General features: G+C 52.6%; 18 protein-coding genes. 14 read left to right on the forward strand and 4 right to left on the reverse strand.

Features of this window, described 5'->3' with window-relative positions; genetic code table 11:
• Positions 1-35: 35 nt before the first annotated feature.
• Genes KQX66_RS15130 through KQX66_RS15140 form a run of 3 tightly spaced genes read right to left on the reverse strand, consistent with a single transcriptional unit; the run spans position 36 to position 2,605 of the window.
• The gene (locus KQX66_RS15130; RefSeq protein WP_253957185.1) at positions 36-1,130 is read right to left on the reverse strand and encodes a sensor histidine kinase; all 1,095 of its coding nucleotides are present in this window, start codon (positions 1,128-1,130) and stop codon (positions 36-38) included.
• Between the two features lie 5 nt (positions 1,131-1,135).
• Positions 1,136-1,837, reverse strand: a complete 702-nt coding sequence (locus KQX66_RS15135) for a cache domain-containing protein (protein WP_216793674.1) — start codon at positions 1,835-1,837, stop codon at positions 1,136-1,138.
• Positions 1,838-1,849: 12 nt separating this feature from the next.
• Entirely contained in the window at positions 1,850-2,605 is a 756-nt protein-coding gene (locus KQX66_RS15140; RefSeq protein WP_216793675.1) for a response regulator transcription factor, read from the reverse strand.
• A gap of 270 nt (positions 2,606-2,875) precedes the next feature.
• Here KQX66_RS15140 and KQX66_RS15145 point away from each other — a divergent pair, with 270 nt between their 5' ends.
• The 12 genes from KQX66_RS15145 (at position 2,876) to KQX66_RS15200 (ending at position 22,283) form a co-directional block, all read left to right on the forward strand.
• Complete coding sequence (locus KQX66_RS15145; protein WP_216793676.1) at positions 2,876-4,237, forward strand: ABC transporter substrate-binding protein; 1,362 nt, start codon at positions 2,876-2,878, stop codon at positions 4,235-4,237.
• A gap of 21 nt (positions 4,238-4,258) precedes the next feature.
• Positions 4,259-5,164: a carbohydrate ABC transporter permease gene (locus tag KQX66_RS15150; protein WP_216793677.1), complete on the forward strand. Its 906-nt coding sequence runs from the start codon at positions 4,259-4,261 to the stop codon at positions 5,162-5,164.
• Positions 5,164-6,015: a carbohydrate ABC transporter permease gene (locus KQX66_RS15155; RefSeq protein ID WP_253957170.1), complete on the forward strand. Its 852-nt coding sequence runs from the start codon at positions 5,164-5,166 to the stop codon at positions 6,013-6,015. Before KQX66_RS15150 ends, KQX66_RS15155 begins: the two co-directional genes overlap by 1 nt.
• Before the next feature lie 18 nt (positions 6,016-6,033).
• On the forward strand, positions 6,034-8,751 hold the full coding sequence (locus KQX66_RS15160; RefSeq protein WP_216793678.1) for a fibronectin type III domain-containing protein: 2,718 nt from the start codon (positions 6,034-6,036) through the stop codon (positions 8,749-8,751).
• A 369-nt stretch (positions 8,752-9,120) separates the two neighbouring features.
• Positions 9,121-10,542, forward strand: coding sequence for an MFS transporter (locus KQX66_RS15165; protein ID WP_216793679.1), 1,422 nt, complete (start codon positions 9,121-9,123; stop codon positions 10,540-10,542).
• Between the two features lie 54 nt (positions 10,543-10,596).
• The gene (locus KQX66_RS15170; RefSeq protein WP_216793680.1) at positions 10,597-11,814 is read left to right on the forward strand and encodes a macrolide family glycosyltransferase; all 1,218 of its coding nucleotides are present in this window, start codon (positions 10,597-10,599) and stop codon (positions 11,812-11,814) included.
• Between the two features lie 161 nt (positions 11,815-11,975).
• Positions 11,976-14,288 (forward strand): helix-turn-helix domain-containing protein, encoded by a 2,313-nt coding sequence (locus KQX66_RS15175; RefSeq protein ID WP_216793681.1) that lies wholly within the window; start codon positions 11,976-11,978, stop codon positions 14,286-14,288.
• Between the two features lie 216 nt (positions 14,289-14,504).
• Positions 14,505-16,142, forward strand: coding sequence for an extracellular solute-binding protein (locus tag KQX66_RS15180; RefSeq protein WP_216793682.1), 1,638 nt, complete (start codon positions 14,505-14,507; stop codon positions 16,140-16,142).
• A 25-nt stretch (positions 16,143-16,167) separates the two neighbouring features.
• The gene (locus KQX66_RS15185) at positions 16,168-17,124 is read left to right on the forward strand and encodes an ABC transporter permease (protein ID WP_216793683.1); all 957 of its coding nucleotides are present in this window, start codon (positions 16,168-16,170) and stop codon (positions 17,122-17,124) included.
• 16 nt (positions 17,125-17,140) lie between these two features.
• The gene (locus KQX66_RS15190) at positions 17,141-18,022 is read left to right on the forward strand and encodes a carbohydrate ABC transporter permease (protein ID WP_216793684.1); all 882 of its coding nucleotides are present in this window, start codon (positions 17,141-17,143) and stop codon (positions 18,020-18,022) included.
• 18 nt (positions 18,023-18,040) lie between these two features.
• Positions 18,041-20,278, forward strand: coding sequence for a glycosyl hydrolase family 95 catalytic domain-containing protein (locus KQX66_RS15195; RefSeq protein ID WP_216793685.1), 2,238 nt, complete (start codon positions 18,041-18,043; stop codon positions 20,276-20,278).
• Between the two features lie 124 nt (positions 20,279-20,402).
• Positions 20,403-22,283 carry a chondroitinase-B domain-containing protein gene (locus tag KQX66_RS15200; RefSeq protein ID WP_216793686.1) on the forward strand — a complete coding sequence of 627 codons (1,881 nt, stop codon included), beginning with the start codon at positions 20,403-20,405 and terminating at the stop codon, positions 22,281-22,283.
• Between the two features lie 92 nt (positions 22,284-22,375).
• Here KQX66_RS15200 and KQX66_RS15205 read toward each other — a convergent pair whose 3' ends face one another.
• The gene (locus KQX66_RS15205; protein WP_216793687.1) at positions 22,376-23,065 is read right to left on the reverse strand and encodes a YHYH domain-containing protein; all 690 of its coding nucleotides are present in this window, start codon (positions 23,063-23,065) and stop codon (positions 22,376-22,378) included.
• A gap of 221 nt (positions 23,066-23,286) precedes the next feature.
• Between KQX66_RS15205 and KQX66_RS15210 the strand changes: the two genes are divergently transcribed.
• Complete coding sequence (locus KQX66_RS15210; RefSeq protein ID WP_216793688.1) at positions 23,287-23,637, forward strand: VOC family protein; 351 nt, start codon at positions 23,287-23,289, stop codon at positions 23,635-23,637.
• Positions 23,638-23,926: 289 nt separating this feature from the next.
• Entirely contained in the window at positions 23,927-24,895 is a 969-nt protein-coding gene (locus KQX66_RS15215) for a DUF4261 domain-containing protein (RefSeq protein ID WP_216793689.1), read from the forward strand.
• The last annotated feature ends 1 nt before the right edge of the window (position 24,896 follow it).

Raw genomic sequence — 24,896 nt, forward strand, 5'->3', positions numbered from 1 at the left:
TCTCTAGGCTGTCGGGATTTTTCTCGGCAGCCTTTTTAATCTTCCTCTTGCTGACAGCAGAGGGGGAAGCGGTCATGGGGAGCCGCAGCAACGGGGATATCGAAGGATACCGACGTTCCAAATCCGCGCTTACTTTTGATCGCAATGCCGTATTGTTCCCCATAGCTTAATTTCAGCCGAATGTTGGTATTAAATAGACCGATGTGCCCGGGCGATTCGCTTCCTTCGCTAAGCTGCCTCCGGATCTCCGCGAGACGGTCTTTTTCGATCCCCATGCCGTTGTCGGTCACGGAAATTTTTAAACGGTTCCCTCGCAGCATGATTTTGATTCGGATGACAGCTCTCGTTGTCGTTTCCTTGATTCCATGATAAATGCTGTTTTCTACGAGAGGCTGCAGGAGCAGTTTAACGATTTTAAAGTGTTGAATCTCCTCGTGATTCCCTTTCCATATGACCTTAAATTTGTCCTTGTGCCGGAACTTCTGAATTCGGATATAGCTTTGCGTATGGTCGATTTCCTCTTGCAGCGTGACGGTCTGTGCCGGGCTGCTTAACGAATAATCCAATATATGGGACAGATTCTCGATCATCTCGGTTCCTTGGTTCGGTTTGGCCGTGAGCTTGAATACTTCCCAATAAATCGCATTTAACGTATTGTACAGAAAGTGCGGATTGATTTGCGATTGAAGGGCAAGCAATTTCGCAGCCTGGAGCCGGTATTTTTGCTCCGAAAGCTGCACCTTCAAATAATTTTGCTCGATAAATGTCGTCAAAATATTATGAAGGATATAGCCGTACTCGTCCTTAATGGTGACCGGGAGCGGGGGCAGCGGCTTGCCTCGGACGGCCGAGTCGATAATCGACATCATGCTTGACAGGCGATTATAATTCAGCGAGGTAAAGTAATAAGCCAGCAGCATGCTGACGACGAGGGAGACCAGAAGAAGAAGAAGGGTTGCGGCGCTTAATTGGGTAGGCACGCGGAACAGCGATTTTTTCGGCACGATGGAAAAGTACTCCCAGCCGTAACGGTTGGAATTGACTTGGTTAACGATAAACGAATCGCTATGCGACTGGAGAGCAAGCAGACTTTCTTTTGCATGGTCCGCCTGCGCCTGCACGATTGGCATCTGCTTCAAGTCGTCCGGCATGCTGCTGCTAAAAGAAGCTGCCCGTTTTCGTTGAATATAAGCACGCATTGTTCGGAGGAAACCGCAAGCGAACGAAGGATGTCTTCGATGTAGTCCCTTGATAAATTCAGCGCGATCATACCGTCTCTGGTGTGCAGCCTCCGGTAAACCGTGACAATCCGCTTCGCGTTCTTTTCAAAGCTGTACTGCTTTATATTTCGCGGCTCCGTCCAGATTTCCGCCTTCCCGTCATGATTCCTGTAGCCGTCGTACCAGCCGGTATCCCAATAGCTGTTCAGATTCGCCACTCCGACATTGGACGATACGAACAAGCCATGATCATTCCGATAGTAGGCATAAATGGAGTGGATATACGGCCTGGCATTGGCGGGAGCGTTCAGGAACGCTTGAAGCATTTCGCCGGGAACAAGATCCTCGTATTTCGGCAATTGATTTTCCAACAGGTTGCCTAAGACATTGTTGATTTTCGAATGGTTGTCGAGCGTCAAGATGAGGGAGTCCATCTCGTTTAACATGAGCTCCAAATGTTCTTTGGTCTGATTCAATTGGCGGATATGGCTGCTGCTGATTTCATTTTTGATGTATCTTTGCAGCACGGCGATGGATAGCGAGCCGAGCAAGATCATCGGCACCATGATCGGAAGGAGGAAAACGGCAAGGTTTTTGAGAAAAAAACGTTTTTTCATCGCCGGTTCCATTTACGGCTTCCGATTCCGGTAAAGTTTCGGTGTCGTTCCGAAATATTTCTTAAACGTCCGGGCAAAGTTGCGGGAGTTGCTGTAGCCTACCAGCGAGCTGACTTCGTAGGTGCGGTAGCGGACATCCTGCAGAAGTTCCTTGGCTTTCTGCATTTTTACCGTAAGAAGATAATCGGAAAAGCTGCAACCCGTATTTTTTTTGAAAAACTGGCTCAAGTAATTGGCATTCATATGGACAAGCCTGGCTGCTTCTTCAAGAGAAGCATGCGGGAAGTTGTCTTCGACAAAGCGTTTGACGATGGAAATAATTTTGTCGTTATAGCTTTGTTCCGGCTCTTCATCAAGCTGGTCGGACGGAGCTGCTGCCGTACGCCAGGCTTGTTCGTCCAATTCTGCTTTGAGTGACGAGAAAGCGCTTACCAAATCCTTGTACTTGGGAGGCTTCACGATGTATTCTTTCACCCCCAGCGACAGCGCTTGCTTCGCATATTCAAACTCCCGGTAGCCGCTGAAAAAGACGATCATAACGGGATGCTTCCGGTCCCTAATCTCCCTTGCAAAGTCAATGCCGGACAGCACGGGCATATGGATGTCGCACAGTACGACGTCCGCCTTGCGCTCGCTAAGAAAGTCCAGCGCTTGTCTGCCGTTCTCCAACTGTCCGACGATCTCAAATCCGATGTCCTCCCAAGGAAAATAGTTGCTTATGGAGTTTCTTGTTTCGCTTTCATCGTCCACAATGAGCAATTTGTACATCGGCTTCCCCTGCCTTTGAAATTGGATTACATTTAAATATAATCTAATCCTTGTAAAATAGAAATAGCGAATGGAAGCTGCGATATGGATCTGCAAAACGGACTGTAAATCTGAATAAATGACTGTTTTTACTCGTTCCTGTTGAAATACTGCCGAATGGAAGAGACTTTTTCTCATCTACGGTGTCTTTTGGACCGATTGCGGGGGATGCTACAATTGGATTTGTAAGTGCTTACAAAACGAAACGGTGAAGAGAGGGGGGGGGATCTGTTGAACAACAGGATGATTGCCAAAGCAAGCGTCGTCTGCACGATGGTCGTTCTTGCTGCGTTCGCCGCCGGATGCGGCGCTGTCGGTATGCCTGATGCCGGTGGTTCATCGACTCCGGCTTCCGCAAGCGGCGCCGACGCTTCGGCGTCAAAACCGGTAACGTTAAGATTCATGTGGTGGGGCTCCGAGATCAGACACAAGGCGACGCTGGCGGCGATCGATCTGTACCGGCAAAAACATCCGAATGTCACGATCGAGGCGGAATACCAAGGCTACGAGGGATATCTCGATAAGGTCAAAACGCAAATTGCCGCCAAGCAGGCCCCGGATATTATGCAGCTGGATCAGACATGGCTGGAAGAGCTTACGAGCAAGTCCGAGCCTTTGGCCGATATCAGCCGGTTGACTGAGATCGATACGTCTTCTTTTGACGAAAAGCTTCTTCAGGACTTCTCCTTGTCTTCAAGCAAAAAAACGGTAGGGCTGCCTATGGGAACGAACGGCTATGTGCTTATTTACAACAAGACGATAACCGATAAGCTGGGAATCGACACCAGCGGATCCTGGGATTGGGACCGCGTGCTCGCTGCGGCCCAAAAAATCCGCGGTAGCAATCCGAAAGGCACCTTTACCTACTGCGTCGACAAAAGCTACCCGCCCATGCTGTTCGATATCGTGCATACGGAGCGCACCGGCGCAAGGCTGAAAAGCGGCGACTTGACCATGCCCTGGACGAAGGAGGAGCTGGTTGAAACCTATGCCTTGATGAAAAAGCTGGCGGATAACCATGTGCTGCCTTCCGCCGAAGAATGCTATGCTCCGAGCCAGGACCCGAACCCGAAATGGGTGAGCGGGGATGCGCCTTTCATCATTGAATTTACGAGCCAGATTGCGAAATTGAAAGGACAAATCCCCAATTCGACCATAGGCATCGCGGCTTTGCCCCAGTTGAACAACGGCAAAGATCCCGGCACTTTATTAAAGCCTTCCATGGTGCTGTCGATCAATACAAACTCCAAGAGCACCGGCGAAGCTGCTAAATTCGTGAACTGGTTCTTGAACGACAAAGAAGCCGCCGCCATTCTCGGCGATGTCAGATCGGTTCCCGCCTCAGTAGCAGCCAAGGATTATGCGATACAGGCCGGAAAAATCGATAAGGACGTAGGCGTAGCGGTGGACATCGTGCTCAAACATCAATCGAAGGCAATTACGGGGCTTCTGAACAATTCGCAAATCGGAGCCGTACAGGATGATGTGCTCCAGAAATTGCTGTTCAACAAATCGACGCCCGAGCAAGCGGCCGATGATTATTTGAAGCGGGTCGGCGACAAGCTGAACGAATTGAAGGCGCAGAAGAAATGATAAACAAGTGCGGGTGAAAGCATGGCATCGATAACGAAGAACGTAGGGAAAAGGAAGGGGAGCTATACCGGATTCCTCTATATTTTGCCTTGGCTAGCCGGCTTTATTGTTTTCCAGCTGTATCCTTTTCTTTATTCGTTCATCCTGTCCTTTACGGACGCGGGGCCCATCGGAGCTTATCGTTGGATAGGGTTGAACAATTACAGCCAGCTTTTTCGGGATGCGGATTTTTATAAATCGTTCTCGGTCACCTTCGCTTATGTGTTGATTGCCGTCCCCGTCAAACTCATTTTTGCGCTGCTGGTGGCGATGATGCTGAGTGCGAAGCTCAGATTCATCCATGTTTATCGTACCGTATACTATCTACCGTCGATCTTGGGCGGCAGCGTGGCGGTTTCCGTTTTGTGGCGGGTGTTGTTTTTGCGGGACGGCATGATCAATGCGTTCTTGGAGAAGCTGCATGTGCCGCCGGTCGATTGGCTTGGAAGTCCGGACGTCGCGCTATATACCGTAAGTATGCTGGCCGTGTGGCAGTTCGGATCGTCCATGGTCATTTTTCTCGCCGGTATCAAGCAAATTCCACAGGACTTGTACGAGGCGGCTACGGTCGACGGTGCTTCGAAGGTCAGGAGATTTGTGACGATTACGATACCGATGCTGACGCCGCTCATCTTTTTTAATCTGGTCATGCAGACGGTCGGGGCGTTTCAGGATTTTACCGGGGCGTTCGTCATTACCGGCGGCGGACCGTTGAAGTCCACCTATTTGTACGCGCTGAAGCTTTACGAGGAGGCGTTTCGATTCTATAACATCGGGTATGCAAGCGCGCTGTCCTGGGTATTGTTTGTGGTGCTCATGATCTGGACCGTGCTGATCTTCCAATCGTCGAGAAGCTGGATCCATTACGAGGACGGAGGCGATAAGTAATGGCGGCGCCTGCGCATAAAATGACATGGCTGAAGCTGTTTTATTACGTCTTCCTGACGGGCTTGGGCCTCGTGATGGTGTATCCGCTCATTTGGCTGCTGTTCGCCTCGTTTAAATCCAATTCGGAAATCTTCGGCAGTATTCATTTGCTGCCTAAAGAATATGTCTGGGATTCGTTCCGCAAGGGCTGGGAAGGGAGCGGGCAGTATACGTTCGGCACTTTTTTTCTCAACACGTTCATCCTGGTCATACCGACCGTCGTATTTACCGTCGGCTCCAGTCTGCTCGTGGCCTACGGATTTGCCAGATTCACGTTTCCGCTCAAAAAATTGTTTTTCGCTTTGATGATCTCGACGCTCTTCCTGCCAGCAGCGGTCACCATGATTCCGAGATTCATACTCTTCGGCCAGCTTGGCTGGTTGAACAGCTATTACCCGTTTATCGTGCCGGCTCTGTGCGGCGGCGGTCCGTTTTTTATTTTTCTGCTGATCCAGTTCCTGAGAGGGCTGCCGAAGGAGCTCGACGAGTCGGCGAAAATGGACGGCGGCCATTCGTTCACCATTCTGATCCGAATTTTACTCCCGCTCTCCAAGGCGGCGCTTTTCTCGGTGGGCATTTTCCAGTTTATATGGACATGGAACGATTTTTTCGGCCAGCTCATTTATATCAACAGCGTAAAAAAATTCACCATCTCGCTGGCCTTGAGAATGTCTCTCGATGTTGCGGCTTCCGTGGAATGGAACCGGATTCTGGCCATGTCTTTGGCGGCGATGATTCCCAGTGTGCTGCTGTATTTCTTCGCGCAAAAATATTTTGTCGAAGGCATTGCGACGACCGGATTGAAGGGATAGTTAACGGGGAGGTAACGTATGAAAAACAAAGGAATGGTTAGCCTTGTTCTGATATTAGCGTTACTAACAACGATGATGCCGGCCGCCATGGTGTTTGGGGAAAGCACGCCGGATATCGCAGGAGCACGCGCGGATACGGAAGCGCCCACAGCGCCGACGAGCCTCAGAGCCGGAGAGATTACCGATACGGCCGCTGTCCTGAACTGGAACGCATCCAAAGATAACGAAGGCGTGATGCAGTATGAGATCAGCTATGGGACGAAGGCATTACTGACCGAGAACACGAATGTGACGATTCCGGGTTTGCTGCAGGATACCTCTTATGCGTTTCAGGTCAAAGCCAGAGATGCGGCCGGTAACCAGTCGGCGGCGGCTTCGCTAAACCTGGCGACCAAGCGCAGCCAGAACGATCATGCCATGTCGGATTGGCAGGAATTGCAGGGTCTCGCTCCCTCCCGCATGACGGGCGTTTATACCAAATTGCCCGGCGGTTTTAAAGGGTATGCGGACGGTCCGCTGCTGGGAAATGGCGATGTCGGCACCGTGTCGGGCGGTACGGCCGATTCGCAGACGATTTATATCGATAAAAACGATTTTTGGATGAAAAGCAGCAAATTGACGGTCGGCGGAGTGACGATAACCAATAAAGCGCACGGCGCGAGTTCCGCCCCGTCCTATCGTTATGAGCAGGATATGTTGAATGCGGAAGTAAGAGCGGACGTGACCTTGAAAAATGTGCAGCTCAAAATGAAAACGTGGGTCGATGCGAACAGCAATTTGGTAATAACCGAACTTCGAACGCAAGCTGCGGCACCCGTTCCGTTAACGGTTGACGTATGGGTTCCGGAAGCGGCCGACAAGCCGTTTAAGTCGGGAACGGATGCCGCCCGCGGCGTGTTATGGGCGGCTCGCGAAAGCTCCGCGAACCAAGCGGCGAAGGAGTGGATGTCCAGAGCGGTATTGGCCACGCGACTGCTCGGAGCGCCGCTTACGGACTTCCGTTCGTCCGGCGGCAGGGCGCAAGCCGATTTTATTTTGCAGCCGAATACGACCGTAACGCTTGTGACGCAAGTTAGCGGCGGGGGCGGAGAAAATCCGGACGTTCCCCCAGTGGCGAGCTACTTGAAATTAGCTCAAGCCAGGGTCATGGGAACGACGCCGGCAACGATTGCCGCGCAGCATGAAGCGCACCTGGCATGGTGGAAAAACTTCTGGCTCAAGTCGTATGCGAGTACGAACGACGAGTGGTTCGACAAATATTATTTTGGAGCTTTGTATGCGCTGGCCGCGAGCAACCGGACGGGCAAAGCAGCCCCGGGCATTTTTGGCAGCTGGGTGACGAACGATTCGCCGGGGTGGGGGGCGCGGTACTTTTTGAACTATAACTTCGAGAACCCGTACTGGGGCGTGTTTTCCAGCAACCGGCCCGAGCTGGCGGACGCCTATTTCGATCAGGTGCTGGGCTATATGCCATATGGGATCAACCGCACGCATGAAGCGGGATACCGCGGCTTCTCGACAACCCGGTCGTTAGCGCGGCCCTACGGCCCGGCGACGGTCGGATGGGACCCGGCCCGCATTCCGGCAAGTCCGGTCGCTCCCGAGAAAACCAGATCCAAGCTGAACGACCAATTGATGCTGGGAGCGTATTTGGCTACAAACTTCATCAACCATTATACGTACACGAAAGATAAGGAGTTTTTGCGAAACAAGGCTTATCCGTACCTCCTCTCGCTTGCCGATTTCTGGGAAGATTACTTGGTGATGGAGAACGGCAAATATGTCATCAAGGACAGCGCGCCGCGTGAGGCGAACGAGCACGACGACAACTCCATTCTGGACATCGCCATGGTCAAATTTTTGATGAAGGGACTCATTTCGGCAAGCCGGGATTTGGATGTCGATGCCGCCCGGCGCGCCAAATGGCAGGATATCATTGACAAATTAGCCGAGTATCCGACGTTCGTATACCCCGTAACCGGAAAAGAAGTGTTCAAAGAGTCCGATTCCTATATCGACAGCAAGACTGGCAAACGGATTGTCAATCCGGGACGGCCGTTTATCGGAGGGACGAATGTGAAGGGGCCTTGGCATGCCGTGATGACGGGCTTGTTCTGGCCGAGCGATGAGATTAATTTGAGCACGACTTCGCGTTTGAAGCAGATCGCGCTGAATACGCTTGAGGCGTACGGTTCCTGGGAACAGACGAACTCGTTCGCCATGCAATTTCCGGCGGCGGTGCGGATCGGCTACGATGTGGACGAAGTGTTAACCAATTTCAAAAAAATCATCAGCTCCAGCAAAAGCGGCTCCTTGCTGATGCGCAACAACCTGACGGTGTACCAAAAAGGCGGCGGCATCGAGACATCCGGCAGCGTAGAAACGATTAACGCCCTCATGCTGCAAAGCTATTTCGACGAGAGCAGAGGAAAAGACGTGATCCATCTGTTCCCCATGCTCCCGAAACATAAGTATCCGGAAGCGCATTTCAGACAGCTGCGGGCCAGAGGCGCGTTCGTGGTGTCGAGCGGTCTGCATGGAGGGGCGATCGTCGATGTGAGACTGACCAGCGAAAAAGGAGGTCCCGTTCATATTGTGAATCCATTCGGCGCCGGTCAAGTACAGGTGGTGAAAATAGACGGGGAGAGCGAGGCGCCCGTTAGGGTTGACCAGGCTCAGGGACTGATCACGTTCCAAACCGAGGCAGGTGCGACTTACAAGCTGCGTGCGAATTAAAGGAATGAGCGAGCCCCCTTCGAGGGGGTTTGCGAGTGTTAAGAAAGTGGTCAATTGAGATAATAGAGGTTACGAGGGGGTGGGGTATCCATTTCCGACCACTGTTGTCATCGGGAAATTTTGATTGGAAGCCGCTTGTTAGCGGAAATTTCCCGAAGACAAAGGCGGCCGCTATCGCTTCTCCAATGGATACCCCACCTCCGTATGTATCTCTATTTTTGTGAACGGCCACTTTCTCAACAAGCTTAAGCCCCCTTCGTGGGGCTTTTTTAGTAAGTAAAGTTTTTTCTATACAAAGTAATGGGGTTATTGTATATTTAGGATAATAATGGATCAAATTCCATTGAAACCATTCCTTTATGGAGGTGTATGAGCACAACAAACTCAATTTTTGACGTGAAGTACAGGGCTCTGACGATCGGTATTATTTTGGTCCTTACGACCGTAGCCTTCGAAGGGCTGGCTATTACGACGATTGCCCCTAATCTGGCACAAAGCTTACAGGGCATCCATCTCTACGGCTGGATCTTCAGCGCCTTTTTGTTATCGCAAATTGTAGGCACCACCGTCATGGGACAGCAGATTGACAAGCGCGGCGTTTTCAAATCCATTCTTGCGTCTTTCGGTATTTTTGTTCTCGGCATCGTTATTGCGGCGGTGTCATTCAATATGCACATGCTTATCGTTGGAAGAGCCTTTCAAGGCTTTGGGGCAGGCGCTCTCATCACATGTGTCTACACCAGCGTTACACTTAGCTATCCCGATGCCCTTCGAACGAAAATTTTAGCTGCATTCTCCATGGCCTTTGTTCTGCCCTCATTAATCGGTCCCTATGTGGCAGGACTTATAGCTGCATATATTTCTTGGAGATTTGTTTTCTGGATTGTTCTGCCTTTGATTGTGCTGGCGTTAAGCTTAACGTTTCGTTCCTTTCGAAATCTGCAAAACCTGCAAGCTCAACTGACATCGGCCCCAAAAGACAGTTCTAAAGAAATGCACGCCATCGTACTGGCCATTGGAACAGGATTGCTGTTAACCGGGCTGGGAACGATTTCCGATTGGAAGGGTGTTGTACTTTCTATTGTTGGCGGGTTCGTCATGATTCCCTCCTTGCGAAAGCTGCTGCCCCAAGGCACCTTTTCGGTAAAAAGAGGCTTGCCTGCGACGATGGCTTCCAGAGGGCTGTATGTGGCCTGCTACTTTGCTACGGAGAGCTTCGTTATTTTGGCTCTAACCGAAGTGAAAGGCTTCTCGGAAGAGCTTGCGGGTCTGATTGTGGCCGCAGGAGCCTTAAGCTGGTCCGCCGCAGCGTGGCTGCAATCCAAGCTCGATGAACGAGATCGCGGTCATGGCAGAAAAAGCCGGGTTATTCTCGGTATAGGGATTATGATCGTCGGCGTAACGCTTGTGATAACAGCCATCGTCTATTCAGGCGGTGGGGTTAGCCTCGTTCTGCTTTCGCAAATCATTACGGGGTTCGGCGTAGGATTGGCGAATCCGACCACCGGAGCGATTGCATTACAGCAGGCCCAGGCCGGGAAGGAAGGAGAGATATCCGCAACGCTTCAATTCGTTGATTCGTTCAGTATCGGATTGAGCATCGGAGTAAGCGGCGCCCTGATCGCCCTGAGCGAGACGTTACAATGGGGGATATTTACCGGCGTTATGATGGCGTTGGCTCTCCAGTTAGGTTTCGTGCTTTTAAGTTTAGTTATATCCTTTAGGATTACAACCCGGGTTCAAGAAAGCCCTCACCCGCTTAACGAGACGGAGACAAAGCTTCCAATGTAATAACGGCTTCATTGCAGTATGCGAGGAGACTCATACGATTTGGAGGTATAGAAAATGGCTCGTGTGTTGGTTGTCATCACTCCGGCGGAAGGTCACGTGAATCCGTCGCTGGGATTGGTCAAGCAGTTGACGGACAACGGCGAGGAAGTTGTCTATGTTTGCACGGAGGAGTATCGCGCCAGAATTGAACAAACCGGAGCGCAGTTGCGGACGTATCCTTTTCTCGAAGACGCTTTTTCCCATGATCCGGTATTAAAGCCCGCGGAGTACAAGCATCCTTACCAGTTCGTCTACATGATGGTCGGCGGGATTATTCGGAAGATCGTTCCGGAAGTTCTGCGGGTTACGGCAAATGAAACGTTCGATTATTTGATTTTCGACTCCTTGATGGGCTGGGGAGGCACGATCATTGCAGAAAAGCTGGGCATCCCTGCGGTATGCTCGATCGCTTCCTTTGCTTTCGTAGAGCCTTTGGGGGCTGACCAAGGCTTGGATGAGAACCGTAAGAACGTCAAGGAACTGTATGAGGCCACGATGAAGCTGACGCGGCAACTGGCCGATGAATTTCAAGTGCGTACCCCGGCTATGGACGAGATTGCCAGACATGCGGGGCGTTTAAAGCTCGTTTATACAAGCCGCTATTTTCAACCGCAAGCGGAAAAGCTGGACGATAGCTTTATTTTTGCCGGTCCTTCGATCGTACCGCGTCAGGATGCTCCGTCTTTCCCGTTCGAACAGCTGCGCGCCCGACATCGACAGACGGTTTACATCGCGATGGGCACCATCTTGAATAAAGATTTGGATTTTTACAAGCTTTGCTTCGACGCATTTCAGGATTTACCGGTGACGTTCGTTTTATCTTCAGGCAAAACTACGGATATGACACCGTTGAAGGATCAGATTCCCGCCAATTTTATTGTAAAGCCCTACGTTCCACAGCTGGAAATGCTGCAGCATGCAGACGCGTTTATTACCCATGCGGGCATGAACAGCACAAGTGAAGCCTTGTATTACGATGTGCCTCTGGTGATGATTCCGCTAACCTCGGATCAGCCTCTTGTCGCGAAGCGGGTGGAGGAGCTGGGAGCGGGCATTGCTTTGGATAAAAATAACCTTACCCCCGCTGCTTTAAGAGCTGCTTTGGCAGAAGTGCTGAGCAATCCCGCGTATAAGCAGCAGGCTCATGTCATCGGCGAATCTTTACGCGAGGCCGGCGGCTATGAGCGGGCAGCCGATGCCATAACGAACTATTTTGCCACTATCAATAGATAAAGTAAGGTCCGCTGGTCCGCTTCACGGGCGGACAGCGGACAAAGTCTGCGGCTTGCCAATAAGGAATAAAGCAAGAAGAGGCTTTTCACCCGTATCGTTTCCTGTATAATGGAATGAAAGCAGTTACAATTGTTGTGGGAGACATGCGGGGGGCGGGCCAATTGTATCGATTAGGAATTCGGTTTAACAAACATAGCGTGATCGTCACGTGGCTCATTTCCTACATTTCGGTGCTGCTTGTTCCGATTATGATCAGCGCCATTCTATATGCCGCCACTTGGCATGTGGTGGAATCGGAAATCAACCGCGCCAACGAATCGATGCTCCGGCAGATGGAGCAGGCGATTGACGGCAATCTGGCAGGGATCGAACGGTTAAGCCTCGAAATTGCGTTGAACCGGCGGGTAGCCGGATTTATCAATGCGCAGCAGCCGCTTACGGACAGCGACTACTACGATTTGGTCAATATCGCGGGCGATCTGCGGGTGTATCAGGTGGCCAACGATTTTGTCGAGCAGATTTACATTTATTACAAAAACAGCGATACGGTGTTGTCGGCCCGGGAACATATCGACAGCCAGGCGCTGTACGGGAGATTGCGCGAGAACGGCGGGACGAGCTACGAGGAATGGAAGGCGTTCTTCGACAAGCGGTACATTCAGGAATACGTCCCCGTTACGCTGCGCGGGGATGGCGATCCGGTCAAAGCCGTCATGTACGCCAAATCGGTCACGCTCGACCATACGGATCAGCCGGGAGCGGTGATAATGTTCGTTATCAAGGATTCGAAGCTATTGGACAATATCGCACCCGCCAATCAAGCTTCGATCGCCGTCGTGGATAAGCAGAACCGCTTGGTCGCTTCAATGGGCTTCGACCATAATCCGGCTGCACTGGATTACGACCGTCTCGCGAACAAGCATGGCCTGTTGTATGAGACGATCTCCGGCAAAGAGGTCGCCGTGTCCTACACGACGTCGGACAGCACGGGCTGGAAATACGTTTCGATGATTCCCGCCGAGCTGTTCGACGACAAGATGAAGACGATGAAGCTGCTCATCTATTTGAGCATCGGGCTAAGCCTCGTTATCGGCGGAATCGTGACGTTCTTGTTTTTGCGAAAAAACTACAATCCGATCAGCGTGCTGATCCGCAGCCTTTCCGTAAAGTCGGGCATCTCTTTCGACGAAGGGTCGAACGAGTACGGGTACCTGGAGGAGGCGCTCAATACGACGTTTGCCGAGAAGGAGAAGATCGATCAGCGGCTTCGCCGGCATCGCGACGCGATTCGTTCCCATTTATTCCAAAGTCTGCTGAAGGGTCGCCTGGAGCAGAACGTTCCGGTACACGAGTCGCTCGCCGCCCACGATGTCCGGCTGGCTTCGCCATATTTTGCCGTCCTTCTGTTTCACATCGATCATTACGGCAAGCTGGATTCATCCGGGTATCCCGATCCCCGGATGGGCAGGCTGCTGCATTTTATCATCATGAACGTGGTGGAGGAAGTGGCCGGCAGCCGCCATCATGCTTTCACGACGGAAATGGACGATATGCTGGCGTGCATCGTCAATTTCGGGACGGAGCCCGATGAGGAAGAGCTGCGGCGAATCGCGGCACAGGTCAAGACGTTTCTGCTCGACCATTTCCATATCCGCCTGACGGCAGCGATCAGCGGTATTCATCAAGAGCTGTACGGGATTTCGTGCGCGTATCAGGAAACGCTGGAGGCGCTGGAATACCGCCTCGTGATGGGGAGCGGGGAAATTATCCGTTACGGCGATCTGCCCGGTTCGGATACGGCGCGTCCGTCCGGCAGCTACTACTACCCTTTGCATGTGGAGCAGCAATTGATTAATTTCGTCAAGACGGGCGACCACGAGAAATCAAGTGCAATGCTCGACGAAATTATCGGCATGAACGTCTCCGGCGCGTCCCTGTCCGTACCGCTGGCTAAATGTCTCATGTTTGATATGATCAGCACACTTCTGAAAACGATGGACGAAATCGGCGCGGGAGGCAAGCGGGATTTCCTCGAGCGGGTCAATCCGGTGGATCGGTTGACCGGCTGTGAAACGATCATGGAGATGCAGGTACAGCTCCGCGAGGTGCTGGGCGAGGTATGCCGCTTGATCCAAGACGAGCGCAGTCAGGAGCAAAGCAATCTGCTGAGTCAACAGATCCTCTCTTACATAAAGGATCACTACAACGATGAAAACCTCAACATCTCGATGCTCGGCGAAGCGTTCGGGTTGACCCCGTCTTATTTGTCGAAGCAGTTTAAGACTCAGACGGGCAAGGCGCTGCTCGATGTGATCAGCATGACCCGGCTGGAGGAAGCGAAGCGGCTGCTTCCGGATGCCAAGCTGTCGGTTGCGGAAATTGCCAGGAAGGTCGGATATGCCGACATCAACACGTTCAACCGGATTTTCAAAAAATTCGAAGGCATTACGCCGGGAAAATACCGAGAGCTCTAAGGTTACCGGCCTCGTCCGAAAAAGCCGTTCAAGCATGCTTGCGCGGCTTTTTTCGTTTTTTGTATAGGGATTGCGGAAAAGCATGGCGCCATACTGCCGGTTTTAACGGTGGAGTTTCGATTTTGCATATAGCCTTCAAGGTGCGCTTCGTAGCATAATGGCCCTAAGGTGCAGCAACCCGGAATGCACACTTTCTCAACTCATAGGGGGATTCGCATGAAACAAAGCTCTGCCGGTAAATCGTTTCGCGCTGCGACATGCGTCGTCTTGGCTTCCAGCCTAATCGTCGCATGCACCAAACAAAATAGCGGGGATGGCCAGAATACGCCGAAAACACCGGCACCGTCATCGGAAGCTGGACAGTACCCTATCCAAACGAAGGAAACGTTGACCTCGTGGGAGATGATCAATCCGAACCTGATCACCTTTGTGCCCAACCTGGCCGACGCGCCGTTCGGCAAACAGCTGGAGAAGGAAACGGGCGTGAAAGTCAAGTATGCGCATCCAGCCGACGGGCAGGCGAAGGAGCAGTTCAATCTGCTGATCGCGTCGAACAAATTGCCGGACGTCATCGAATACGACTGGAACAGCTCCTATCCCGGAGGAGCGGAGAAGGCGATCGCCGACAAGGTCATCCTGCCGCTCAACGATTATATTGACAAGTATGCGCCCAATCTGAAAAAGCGGCTGGAGCAGGACAAAGAGCTTGACAAGATGGTGAAGACGGACAGCGGCAAATATTATGTATTTCCGATGATCCGCCCCGACAACGGGCTTGTATTCCGCGGGCCGATGATCCGCAAAGACTGGCTGGACGAATTGAAGCTGCAGGTGCCGACGACGATCGACGAATGGTATACCGTTTTGAAAGCGTTTAAAGAACAGAAGGGAGCGTCGGCTCCGTTCACCTCGCTGTACAGCAACGAGTTTAAGTACAGCAGCGAGTTTAATATTCAAGACGCGTTCATCGGAGCCTACCGTACGGCGAACCGGTTCTATATCGACGATCAAGGCAAGGTAAAGTACGGACCGATCGATCCGCAATTTAAGGAAGCGCTCACTCTTCTCCGGAAATGGTATGCGGAAGGGCTGATCGATAAGGATTTTGCCTTGAACACGGATTCGAAGACACTGGACAGCAAAATAATAGGCGAAAATTCGGGGGCCACCGTCTCTCAGGTCAGCGGCGGCATGGGCCGTTGGATGGAAACCGGGAAGAAGAAAAATCCGAAATTCCAGCTCGTCGCCGCGCCGTATCCGACCTTGAAAAAAGGGGAACGGGCCTTCATCGGGCAGCGTGATTTCAAATACAATCCATCCGCCAGCAAAGCGGTAACCGTCGACACGAAGCATCCCGAGCTGGCCGTCCAATGGCTGGACTACGCTTTCAGCGAGAAGGGCAGCCTGCTGTTCAACTTCGGGATTGAGGGCGAGAGCTATTCGATGAAGGACGGTGCACCGCAATTCACCGACAAGATAACGAAAAACGAGAAATATAATCTCCAGCAAATGGTGACTCAATATACAAAGCCGAATGGACCGTTTCCGGGAGACAGCCGGAAAAACTTCAACACGTTTCCGGAGCAGAATGAAGCGATAAAAATATGGTCTGAAACCGATGCCGCCAAGCATGTGATGCCGTCGTTCATTACGCCGACGGTCGAGGAGAGCAAGGAAGTAGCCAAGCTGAATACGGCGATTGCGAGCTACAAGGAAGAAATGTTCGTGAAATTTATTATGGGCAAGGAACCGATTGACAAATTCGACGATTACGTGAAGCAGATTCAATCGATGGGAATCGATAAGGTAACGAAAATTTATCAAGAAGCGCTGGATCGGTACAATAAGCGATAATTCGGGCTTGGAAGGGAGAGAGAACATGAGCGCCATGAACCCGGAAACGACGATCGCCGTGATTCCGAAGAAGCGCGCGCGCATCGGCCTGCTGATCGATATCCGGAAAAATAAGCTGCTGTACGTCATGCTGCTTCCGGTGCTGCTCTTTTACGTGATATTCCACTACGCTCCGATGTATGGGGCTGTCATCGCGTTTAAAGATTTTTCGCCCCGGCTGGGCATAGGGGATAGTCCATGGATCGGCTTCGAGCATTTCAAGACGTTTTTCACAGGGGCTTATTTCTGGAGAACGATCAAAAATACGCTGCTGATCAGCTTCTACGAGCTGCTGTTCGGCTTTCCGGCGCCGATCGTGCTTGCCCTGCTGCTTAACGAAGTGAGACATACGCTATTCAAGCGTACGGTGCAGACGGTCACCTATTTGCCGCACTTCATCTCGCTCGTCGTCATTTGCGGCATTGTGAAGGACTTTACATCCGCCGACGGTGTCATTAACGATATCCTCGTCTACATGGGGGGAGAACGTCTTTCGCTGCTCCTTGAGCCGGATATGTTCCGCTCAATTTATGTCTCTTCCGGGATATGGCAGCATATCGGCTGGGGAACGATCATCTTTTTGGCCGCCTTGACCGGCATCGATCCCGAGCAGTACGAAGCCGCCAGAATGGACGGCGCCGGACGGTGGAAGCAGATGCTGCATGTCACGATTCCGGGCTTGATGCCGACGATCGTCATCCTGCTTATTTTGAGCATCGGACGGCTGATGAATGTCGGATTCGAAAAGATCATCCTGCTGTACAATCCGGGCACGTACGAGACAGCCGACGTCATCTCGTCGTATGTGTACCGGGTCGGCTTGCAGGATTTCAATTACAGCTTCAGTTCGGCGGTCGGGTTATTTAACTCCGCCATCAATTTTATGCTCGTGATCTTTTCCAACTGGTTGAGCCGCAAGCTGAACAATACGAGCTTATGGTAGAAAGGAGGAACAGCGAATGCTGAACCGGCCCACCGTTTTGGAAAGATGCTTTGATGCCGGCAACGTCGTCTTTTTGACTTTGCTGATGGTGCTTACCGTTTACCCCATCGTGTACGTGGCCTTCGCTTCCGTCAGCGACGCCGCAAGCTTGATGGCGCACAAAGGAATGCTGTGGAAGCCGCTCGGATTTTCACTCGAGGCTTACGCAAGCGTATTTAACAACCCGATGATTTTGAAGGGCTATGGGAATACGCTGTTCGTCGTCATCGTCGGTCTTGCGTTCAATCTGTCGCTTACGGCCTTCGGGGCGTATGCCTTGTCCCGCAAAAGCTTGCGCTACCGCAAGCCGCTCATGCTGTTCATCGTCTTTACGATGTTCTTCAGCGGAGGACTGATTCCGTTTTACTTTACGGTCAAAGGAATCGGGCTTGCCGACTCGCTGTGGGCGCTTATTATTCCGCATGCGATCAACACGTTCAATTTGATCATCATGAAAACGTCGTTCGAGGCGATCCCCGATAGTCTGGAGGAATCGGCGAAGATCGACGGGGCGAACGATTTCGTCATCCTGTTCCGTATCATGCTGCCACTGTCCATGCCCGTCATCGCGGTCATGATGCTGTATTATGGCGTCAGTCACTGGAACTCCTGGTTCCATGCGATGATCTTCCTGCAGGACCGGTCACTGTACCCGCTGCAGCTCATACTCCGCGAAATTTTGCTGCAGGGCGAAGCGAGCTCGATGGCCGTAGGCGCGACGGAGAGCGACGTGGCGATGCTGTCGGTTACGCTGAAATACGCGACGATTATCGTCGCGACGGTGCCGATTCTTCTCGTGTATCCGTTCCTGCAAAAGTACTTCGTGAAGGGCGCGCTAGTCGGCGCAATCAAAGGATAAGGAGCGGAACCCGCCGCAATGAATGGAAACGAAACGGAAAATGTTCGCCTGGAGCTCAATTGGGAGCGGTTTATGGCCGATAATGATATGGAATGGGTCGTCAAGCCCGTCAGCTGGGACGAAGGGGCTTTTATCGGCAACGGGCTGATCGGCGCGATGATCTATGGGGAGGAGAATGCGAAGAAGCGGAACGTGCTGCGGTTCGTAGCGGGTCGGACGGACGTGACGGCGACCCGGACGGACGATCCGGGCTTCCGCCCGCGCGTACCGGTTGGCGAGCTCGATCTGGAGCTGGAAGGGATGATTTATCATCCGACTTCGATGCGGCTGGATTTGTGGAATGCCGAGCTGCGGGCCGTACTGACGACGACCCGCGGAGAGGTTCGGGTTAGGGCATTCGTCCACAGCGAAGCGGAAGTTATGGCCGTCGAGCTCGAAACGACGGAAGGGGAAGCCGGCGCGCGCTTGGCATGGTATGCGAATTCCGAGGTGGACCCGGTGCTCAAGCATGCCGACGGCATCAATATGAACCAGTACATTCCGGCGGAAGAGGTGGACAAAACGACGGGGAACGACGGGATATCCTTCTCCATCCAGCGGTTTGCTCCGGGCGAAGGCTGTGTCACGGCATGGAAGGAGGCGCGGGCCGCCGAAGGCCGCCGCAGCATCTGGTATGTCAGCGTCGTCAACGGCCATGACGAGAAGGCGAAGGAACAAGCTGCGGCTGCGGTGAGGAACGCTTCGGCGCGCGATTTCGACTCGTGGGTCGACGCGCATCGCGGATGGTGGCACCGGTATTACCGGCAAAGCTTTGTTTCGATCCCGGACGGGCGGCTGGAAAGCTTTTACTGGATTCAGATGTATAAGCTGGCCTCGGCCACACGGGCCGACCGGCCGCTGATCGACAATCAGGGACCGTGGCTTGCCCCGACGCCTTGGCCGGGGATCTGGTTCAACATGAACGTGCAAATGAGCTATTCGCCGGTCTATGCGGCGAACCGGCTGGAGATCGGGGAATCGCTCGTGCGGGCGCTCGACGAGAACAGGGAGCATTTGATCGGAAACGTGCCCGAGCCGTTCCGGCACGATTCGGCGGGATTGGGCCGAAGCTGCAGCTATGATCTGAAAAGCGAAGTGGGCGACGAAGTCGGCAACCTCGCCTGGATCTGCCACAACGTTTGGCGGCATTATCGGTACTCTATGGATGACGAGATGCTGAGGAACGTGCTGTATCCGATCTTGCGGAGAAGCATGAATTATTATTTCCACATTCTGGAGGAAGGTGAAGACGGCAGACTGCATCTGCCGCCGACCATTTCCCCCGAATACGGATCGTTTATGGGGACGAGGGTGCGCGATTGCCATTACGATCTGGCGCTCATCCGCTGGGGCTGCAAAACGTTGCTGGCCATAAGCGAGCGGCTGGGGGAAGCGGACCCGACGTGCTGGAAATGGCTGCACGTTCTTGACCGGCTGACGCCGCTGCCTGTGGACGAGACCGGCTTCATGATCGGCCGCGATACGCCGCTTGCGTACGGCCACCGGCATTTCAGCCACCTGCTCGCCGTCTTTCCACTGCATCTGCTCGGCTGCGACAGGGAGGAGGACCGAGAGTTGATTGCTACCTCGCTTCGCCATTGGATCGGCAAGGAGGGCGATTTGCGCGGCTTCAGTCTGACCGGCGCAGCATCCATCGCCGCCAAGCTTGGCTGGGGGAATGAAGCGTTTCGCTTGCTGCAAGCGCTGCTGCTGATCATCAAGCCGAATACGATGTACAAAGAAGCGGGGCCGGTCATCGAGACGCCGCTCGCGGGAGCGGAGGCGATTCATGACATGCTGCTGCAAAGCTGGGGCGGCACGATCCGCATCTTCCCGGCCGTCCCTGACGAATGGCGGGACGCGGCGTTTCACGATCTGCGGGCCGAGGGGGCTTTTCTCGTCAGCGCCGTGCGCAGGGACGGCATTACCCGGTTTATCCGCGTGAGAAGCTTGGCCGGGGAGCCGTGTATTGTCCTGACCGGGTGGACCGGCGTCGTCCGGTGGCGGAAAGCCGGAACTGACGCTGCTGAAGCGACGGTCGACTTGGGAACGAAGGAAGCAGACATCGCATTGGATTTGCAAAAGGGAGAGGAGGCGATTCTGTATCCGGACGGCGAGCTCCCGGATCTGCGCATACGGCCGGTATCCCCGTCCGGAAGACCCGTCCGTTATTTTGGCGGGCATAAGCCTTGGCGGCTTTACGGCTTTCCGTTCTGAAAGGCCGGAAATTGAAGGTTTTAATGATCTTTTCGGCATTTTGAAGATTCCTTTTGCACGCTATTCTTTGTAAAATGAAACCGGAGTGCACTCTGCAATTTAAAAAAAACGAAGGAGCGATGAAATGATAAGACGAAAAAAGCTATTTACGGTTTTGGCATGCGCTTGCTTGCTTCCTGCGCTTGTTCCTGCCGCACCCGGTTACGCAGCGGATGTGAAGCTGCCGGTTCCGGCATCTGCCGTAACGGCGAGTAAGGATGACGGCAACCTTCCTGCCAATACGGTAGACGGCAATCTGTCCACACGCTGGTCCGCCAGCGGCGACGGGGAATGGATCAAATTCGATCTAGGCGCCAACAAGAAGGTCAGCTATATGAAAATGGCATTTCTCAACGGGGATTCCAGAACCTCCAAGTTCGATATTCAAACCTCGACCGACAATGTGAGCTTTAAGACGGTGAAGGCGAATGCGGTCAGCAGCTTGAACGCAGGCCTGCAAACCTTTGATTTTCCCGATGTCAACGCGGCCCGATACGTAAAAGTTATTGGGCACGGCAACTCGGCTAATGCCTGGAACAGCTACTCCGAAGTGGAGATTTATGGGGAGGGCGCCGAAAGTGGCGAAGGTGTGCTGGTTTCCACCTCTGCCGAGCTGACTGCGGCCATTGGCAAAGCGGTTCCCGGCACGACGATTGTGCTCGCCGACGGTACCTACACGCAGGATGCTCCCTTCGTCGTAAGCGGCAAGAACGGCACGGCGAACAACAAGATTACGATCAAAGCGGCGAATCCGGGCAAGGCTATCATTTCCGGCGGGGCATCGCTCAAAATTCAAAAATCGTCCTACGTTACGATTGAGGGCTTGAAGTTTACGAACACCGGCAACACGGCGCTCCTCTTGGACGGCTCCAACAATATCCAGGTGACCCGGAATCGATTCGCTTTGCCGGCAACCGGAAAAGAGTTGTTCTGGCTGCAGGTGAGCGGAGCGAACAGCCATCACAATCAGATTGACCATAATGATTTTGGTCCCAAGAGCGACACTGGTCCGCTCATTGCCTACGAAGGCGACGGCGATGGGAACATCTCGCAGCACGACAAGATCGAATACAACTACTTCCATGATGTCGGCCCGTGGGTAGACAACGGCAAGGAAACGATACGTCTGGGGCTATCCAAAGTCTCGTTGTCCAACGGGTACAACACCATTCAATACAATCTGTTCGAGAACTGCGACGGCGAGCCCGAAATCGTCTCCGTCAAAAGCAGCGGCAACACGGTCCGCTACAATACCTTCAAAACCTCGAAAGGGGGACTAACTTCACGGCACGGCCATAACAACGAGTTTTACGGGAACTTCTTCCTTGGCGACGGCGTAGAAACGAAGCAATCGGGAATTCGGGTGTATGGCAACGACCATAAAATTTACAACAACTACTTCGAGAAGCTTACCGAGACGGCCATCCATCTCGATAGCGGCAGCTTTGACGGCGGCACCGGCGGGTATCCGCCCAATCCGACGCGCGACCAATTGAAAGCGCATTGGAAAATTTACCGCGCCCAAGTCGTCAACAATACGATCGTAGACAGCAAGGCGGGTATTGTTATCGGGTCAGGGAAGGCATACGCTCCTCAAGACAGCGTCGTGGCGAACAACATCGTGAAAAATTCCACGGGGACGCTTTATAACGAAGCGGCCACCAGCAACACCGTATTCGAAGGCAACCTCGGGTATGGCAGCACGCTGAGCAATAAATCGAGAACGGCTTCGGAGATTCGCAACGCCGACCCGATATTTCAAACCGTGAACGGATTGCAAAAATTATCCTCCGCCAGTAAGGCGGCGATTGACACTGCAGTTGGAACGTACAGCTATATCAAGGAAGATATGGATGGCGAAGTTCGCTCCTCCGCCCATGATATCGGAGCGGACGAATTTTCCACGGCTTCGTCCTTCAAGAATCGCCCGCTGCAGAAGACCGACGTAGGGCCGGACGCGCCATAATTTCAATTTTACATTCGCAGCAGAAAAAAGAAAAAGTGCCATCCCCGCGGGGAGAGGCACTTTTTCTCGTCCAGAGCCGCCTGATGGCAGCCTTACTTCGAGATGTAAAAGGCGTTATTTTCAAACTTTGTCGTCAAGCCTAAGTCCTCGACAGCCAATTTCCAGGTCATCGGGAAATAGGTCACATCATTTAAAACAAGCAGCGGATACGATTCTGTCGAGTTGTCGAACCAGGCATCGTTTACAAATACGTTGAAATCGGGAAGCTTGGCGTACAGCTTTGCAGGCGGGGAACCAAGGTCGGAATTCAGTTTGGCTGCTTTGTTGGCCGTCTTCCGGATCACGAATCCCGTCTCTTTATCCCACTTGGTTTCGAGTCCCAGTGCCTGCGTGTAGCTCCAAGTCATCGGGAAATAGGTGATGTCTTTGTAGGTAATGACCGGATACTGCGCAGAAGCATTGGAAACTTCCTGATTATTTACATAGACCTTGAAAGCGGGCAGATTCACCTTGATCATGCCGTCCGGGACTTCTTCTTTTGCCGGGGAAGAGGGAGTCGCCTTCGGCGAGCTTGACGTGCTGCCGGAGTCACCGCTAGAGCTGTTTCCTCCATTATGATAATGATACTCGCCGTCTTCAAGCCCCCATTTTGCACAATTGGTTCTGCACGTGTGCCCTCCATCTTTATCCGTTCTGCCGGGATGAGCGCTTGCGATCGATGCGATCGACGAGAACGTAAGACTGAACAGAGCAATCCCTAAAACGGCTTGTTTTAGTCTCATAAAATGACCCCCTACGATGTAGTTCTATCTTCTTATAATTCTACCATCAATAGGAAAATAGGACAATGCATCAATCCAATTTGATCCATGATGAAATAGATTAAATCATGTGACGGGTTTTCACACATCATTCAACAACAAACCGCGAAAAAGTTATCATTTGCATGAATGTGATACGATTTAGGAGAAATCAACTTTTTAGCCAAAGGATGGTGGATGTGATGAAACTGAATCATATCAATTTGACGGTCACGGACGTGCCGGCCGCTCAACAGTTTTTGGAAACATACTTCGGACTCAAGCCGATGGACACGAGCGGAGATGCACGCGGCAGTTCCTTCGCGGTGCTGTTTGACGATAACGGAATGGTCATTACATTAATGAAAGGAGCCGAGGTTCAGTACCCTAAGACGTTTCATATCGGCTTCATCCAGGAGAGCGAAGAGAAGGTGAATGAGATCAATCGACGGATGAAGGACGACGGATTCGATGTTAAGCCGCCGCAAAGGTCCCATGGATGGACGTTCTATGTGAAAGCCCCGGGCGGTTTTACCGTGGAGGTCCTCGCTTAAGAGAAGCTGCGATAAGGGAAAAATACGAGCCGGCCAGAGGCACAGTCCTTCAGCCGGTTCATTTTTTTGTCGAATAATGAAATAAATATGTGTCTTTCGTTTCGATTTTCTCTTGCAGAAACAGGACAATAGGCGGATAGTTTATTGATTTATAAGTCTATTGGTTCAAAAATGATGGCATAACTTGTCATTTGAATCGTTTGAATGGAATAATGAAAGGGGCGTACTGGGGGCTTCGGACCCTATGGTAACAGAAACCGGAGAATCACGAACAAGAGGAGCGAACGAAATGACGGAGCTGGAAGACCGATTCGAAGAGGATGGAAACGAACAAGAGGAGCAGGACGATTCCGGCTTTGCCCGGGTTTATATGGTGGAGCTGCTGTACAAGACGAAGCCAGAGCTGTCCCGCGAGGCGCTGTACGCGAAGATGGAAGCTTACACGGGACAGGTTGACGTTCCGGATGATGAGGATGCCGAGGACGAAGAGGACAAGGCCGATGTTCCCGGTCTTGCCGTCTGGGAAGCGGAAGATCCGGACCCAAGCAACGATACGTTGATGTTTTTCCATCTTAACTATAAAGTCGCTTATGCGGAAGGCGAACTTCCGGCGCAAACGTGCGTATTCCGGACCAACGAGGAGACGAAGCCGGAAAAGTACGAAACGGCTCTGCAGCAAGCGTGGGATTGGCCCGAAGCCCGCGAGACGGTGGGAGCATGCCGGCATTCCGTGCTGCTTACCGATTTCTGCGCTGCAGGCCTTCCTTATAAAGAACGGCTGGAGTTGTTCCAGAATGCGCTGCGGGCTCTTCTGGAGGTTGCTCCGTGCGACGCCCTCTATTGGAGCGCAAGCGACAAAATCGTAGATCCAGGGCAGTACCAGAGCGCTCTGGCGGATGGGCAGACGCTGTATGGGGCGATGAACGTCAGATTTTATAACGTCCAGGGCAGGGGAACGGAGCGCCGGGAGTTTTTGATGGATACGACCGGTCTTGCCGCACTGGGTCTGCCGGACATGCAGTGTCATTTTTACGATATGGAGCCGGGGGAAGTCGCCTCCGTTCTAGGTGATCTCGGTTATTACGTGTATAACCGGGGAGACGTCATTCAGGACGGCGAGACGGTTGGCTGGACGGAGCAGCAGCGCTGGCGCTGCGAGCATCAATACGCCTTGGCGGCGCCGCGCCGTTACGTTCTGGACTTGGATCCGGGCGAGCCTTACTATGCCGGCAGACAACATCACGACGAAAACCGATAAT

This window comes from Paenibacillus oleatilyticus (assembly GCF_018998565.1).
Classification (GTDB): Bacteria; Bacillota; Bacilli; order Paenibacillales; family NBRC-103111; genus Paenibacillus_G; species Paenibacillus_G oleatilyticus.

Excerpts from the sequence above, each read along its gene's own strand:
- KQX66_RS15160 (WP_216793678.1), top strand. The coding sequence starts at position 6,034 with ATGAAAAACAAAGGAATGGTTAGCCTTGTTCTGATATTAGCGTTACTA.
- KQX66_RS15185 (WP_216793683.1), top strand. The coding sequence starts at position 16,168 with ATGAGCGCCATGAACCCGGAAACGACGATCGCCGTGATTCCGAAGAAG.
- KQX66_RS15210 (WP_216793688.1), top strand. The coding sequence starts at position 23,287 with ATGAAACTGAATCATATCAATTTGACGGTCACGGACGTGCCGGCCGCT.
- KQX66_RS15200 (WP_216793686.1), top strand. The coding sequence starts at position 20,403 with ATGATAAGACGAAAAAAGCTATTTACGGTTTTGGCATGCGCTTGCTTG.
- KQX66_RS15195 (WP_216793685.1), top strand. The coding sequence starts at position 18,041 with ATGAATGGAAACGAAACGGAAAATGTTCGCCTGGAGCTCAATTGGGAG.
- KQX66_RS15165 (WP_216793679.1), top strand. The coding sequence starts at position 9,121 with ATGAGCACAACAAACTCAATTTTTGACGTGAAGTACAGGGCTCTGACG.
- KQX66_RS15140 (WP_216793675.1), bottom strand. The coding sequence starts at position 2,605 with ATGTACAAATTGCTCATTGTGGACGATGAAAGCGAAACAAGAAACTCC.
- KQX66_RS15190 (WP_216793684.1), top strand. The coding sequence starts at position 17,141 with ATGCTGAACCGGCCCACCGTTTTGGAAAGATGCTTTGATGCCGGCAAC.
- KQX66_RS15215 (WP_216793689.1), top strand. The coding sequence starts at position 23,927 with ATGACGGAGCTGGAAGACCGATTCGAAGAGGATGGAAACGAACAAGAG.
- KQX66_RS15180 (WP_216793682.1), top strand. The coding sequence starts at position 14,505 with ATGAAACAAAGCTCTGCCGGTAAATCGTTTCGCGCTGCGACATGCGTC.
- KQX66_RS15130 (WP_253957185.1), bottom strand. The coding sequence starts at position 1,130 with ATGCCAATCGTGCAGGCGCAGGCGGACCATGCAAAAGAAAGTCTGCTT.
- KQX66_RS15150 (WP_216793677.1), top strand. The coding sequence starts at position 4,259 with ATGGCATCGATAACGAAGAACGTAGGGAAAAGGAAGGGGAGCTATACC.
- KQX66_RS15205 (WP_216793687.1), bottom strand. The coding sequence starts at position 23,065 with ATGAGACTAAAACAAGCCGTTTTAGGGATTGCTCTGTTCAGTCTTACG.
- KQX66_RS15155 (WP_253957170.1), top strand. The coding sequence starts at position 5,164 with ATGGCGGCGCCTGCGCATAAAATGACATGGCTGAAGCTGTTTTATTAC.
- KQX66_RS15135 (WP_216793674.1), bottom strand. The coding sequence starts at position 1,837 with ATGAAAAAACGTTTTTTTCTCAAAAACCTTGCCGTTTTCCTCCTTCCG.
- KQX66_RS15170 (WP_216793680.1), top strand. The coding sequence starts at position 10,597 with ATGGCTCGTGTGTTGGTTGTCATCACTCCGGCGGAAGGTCACGTGAAT.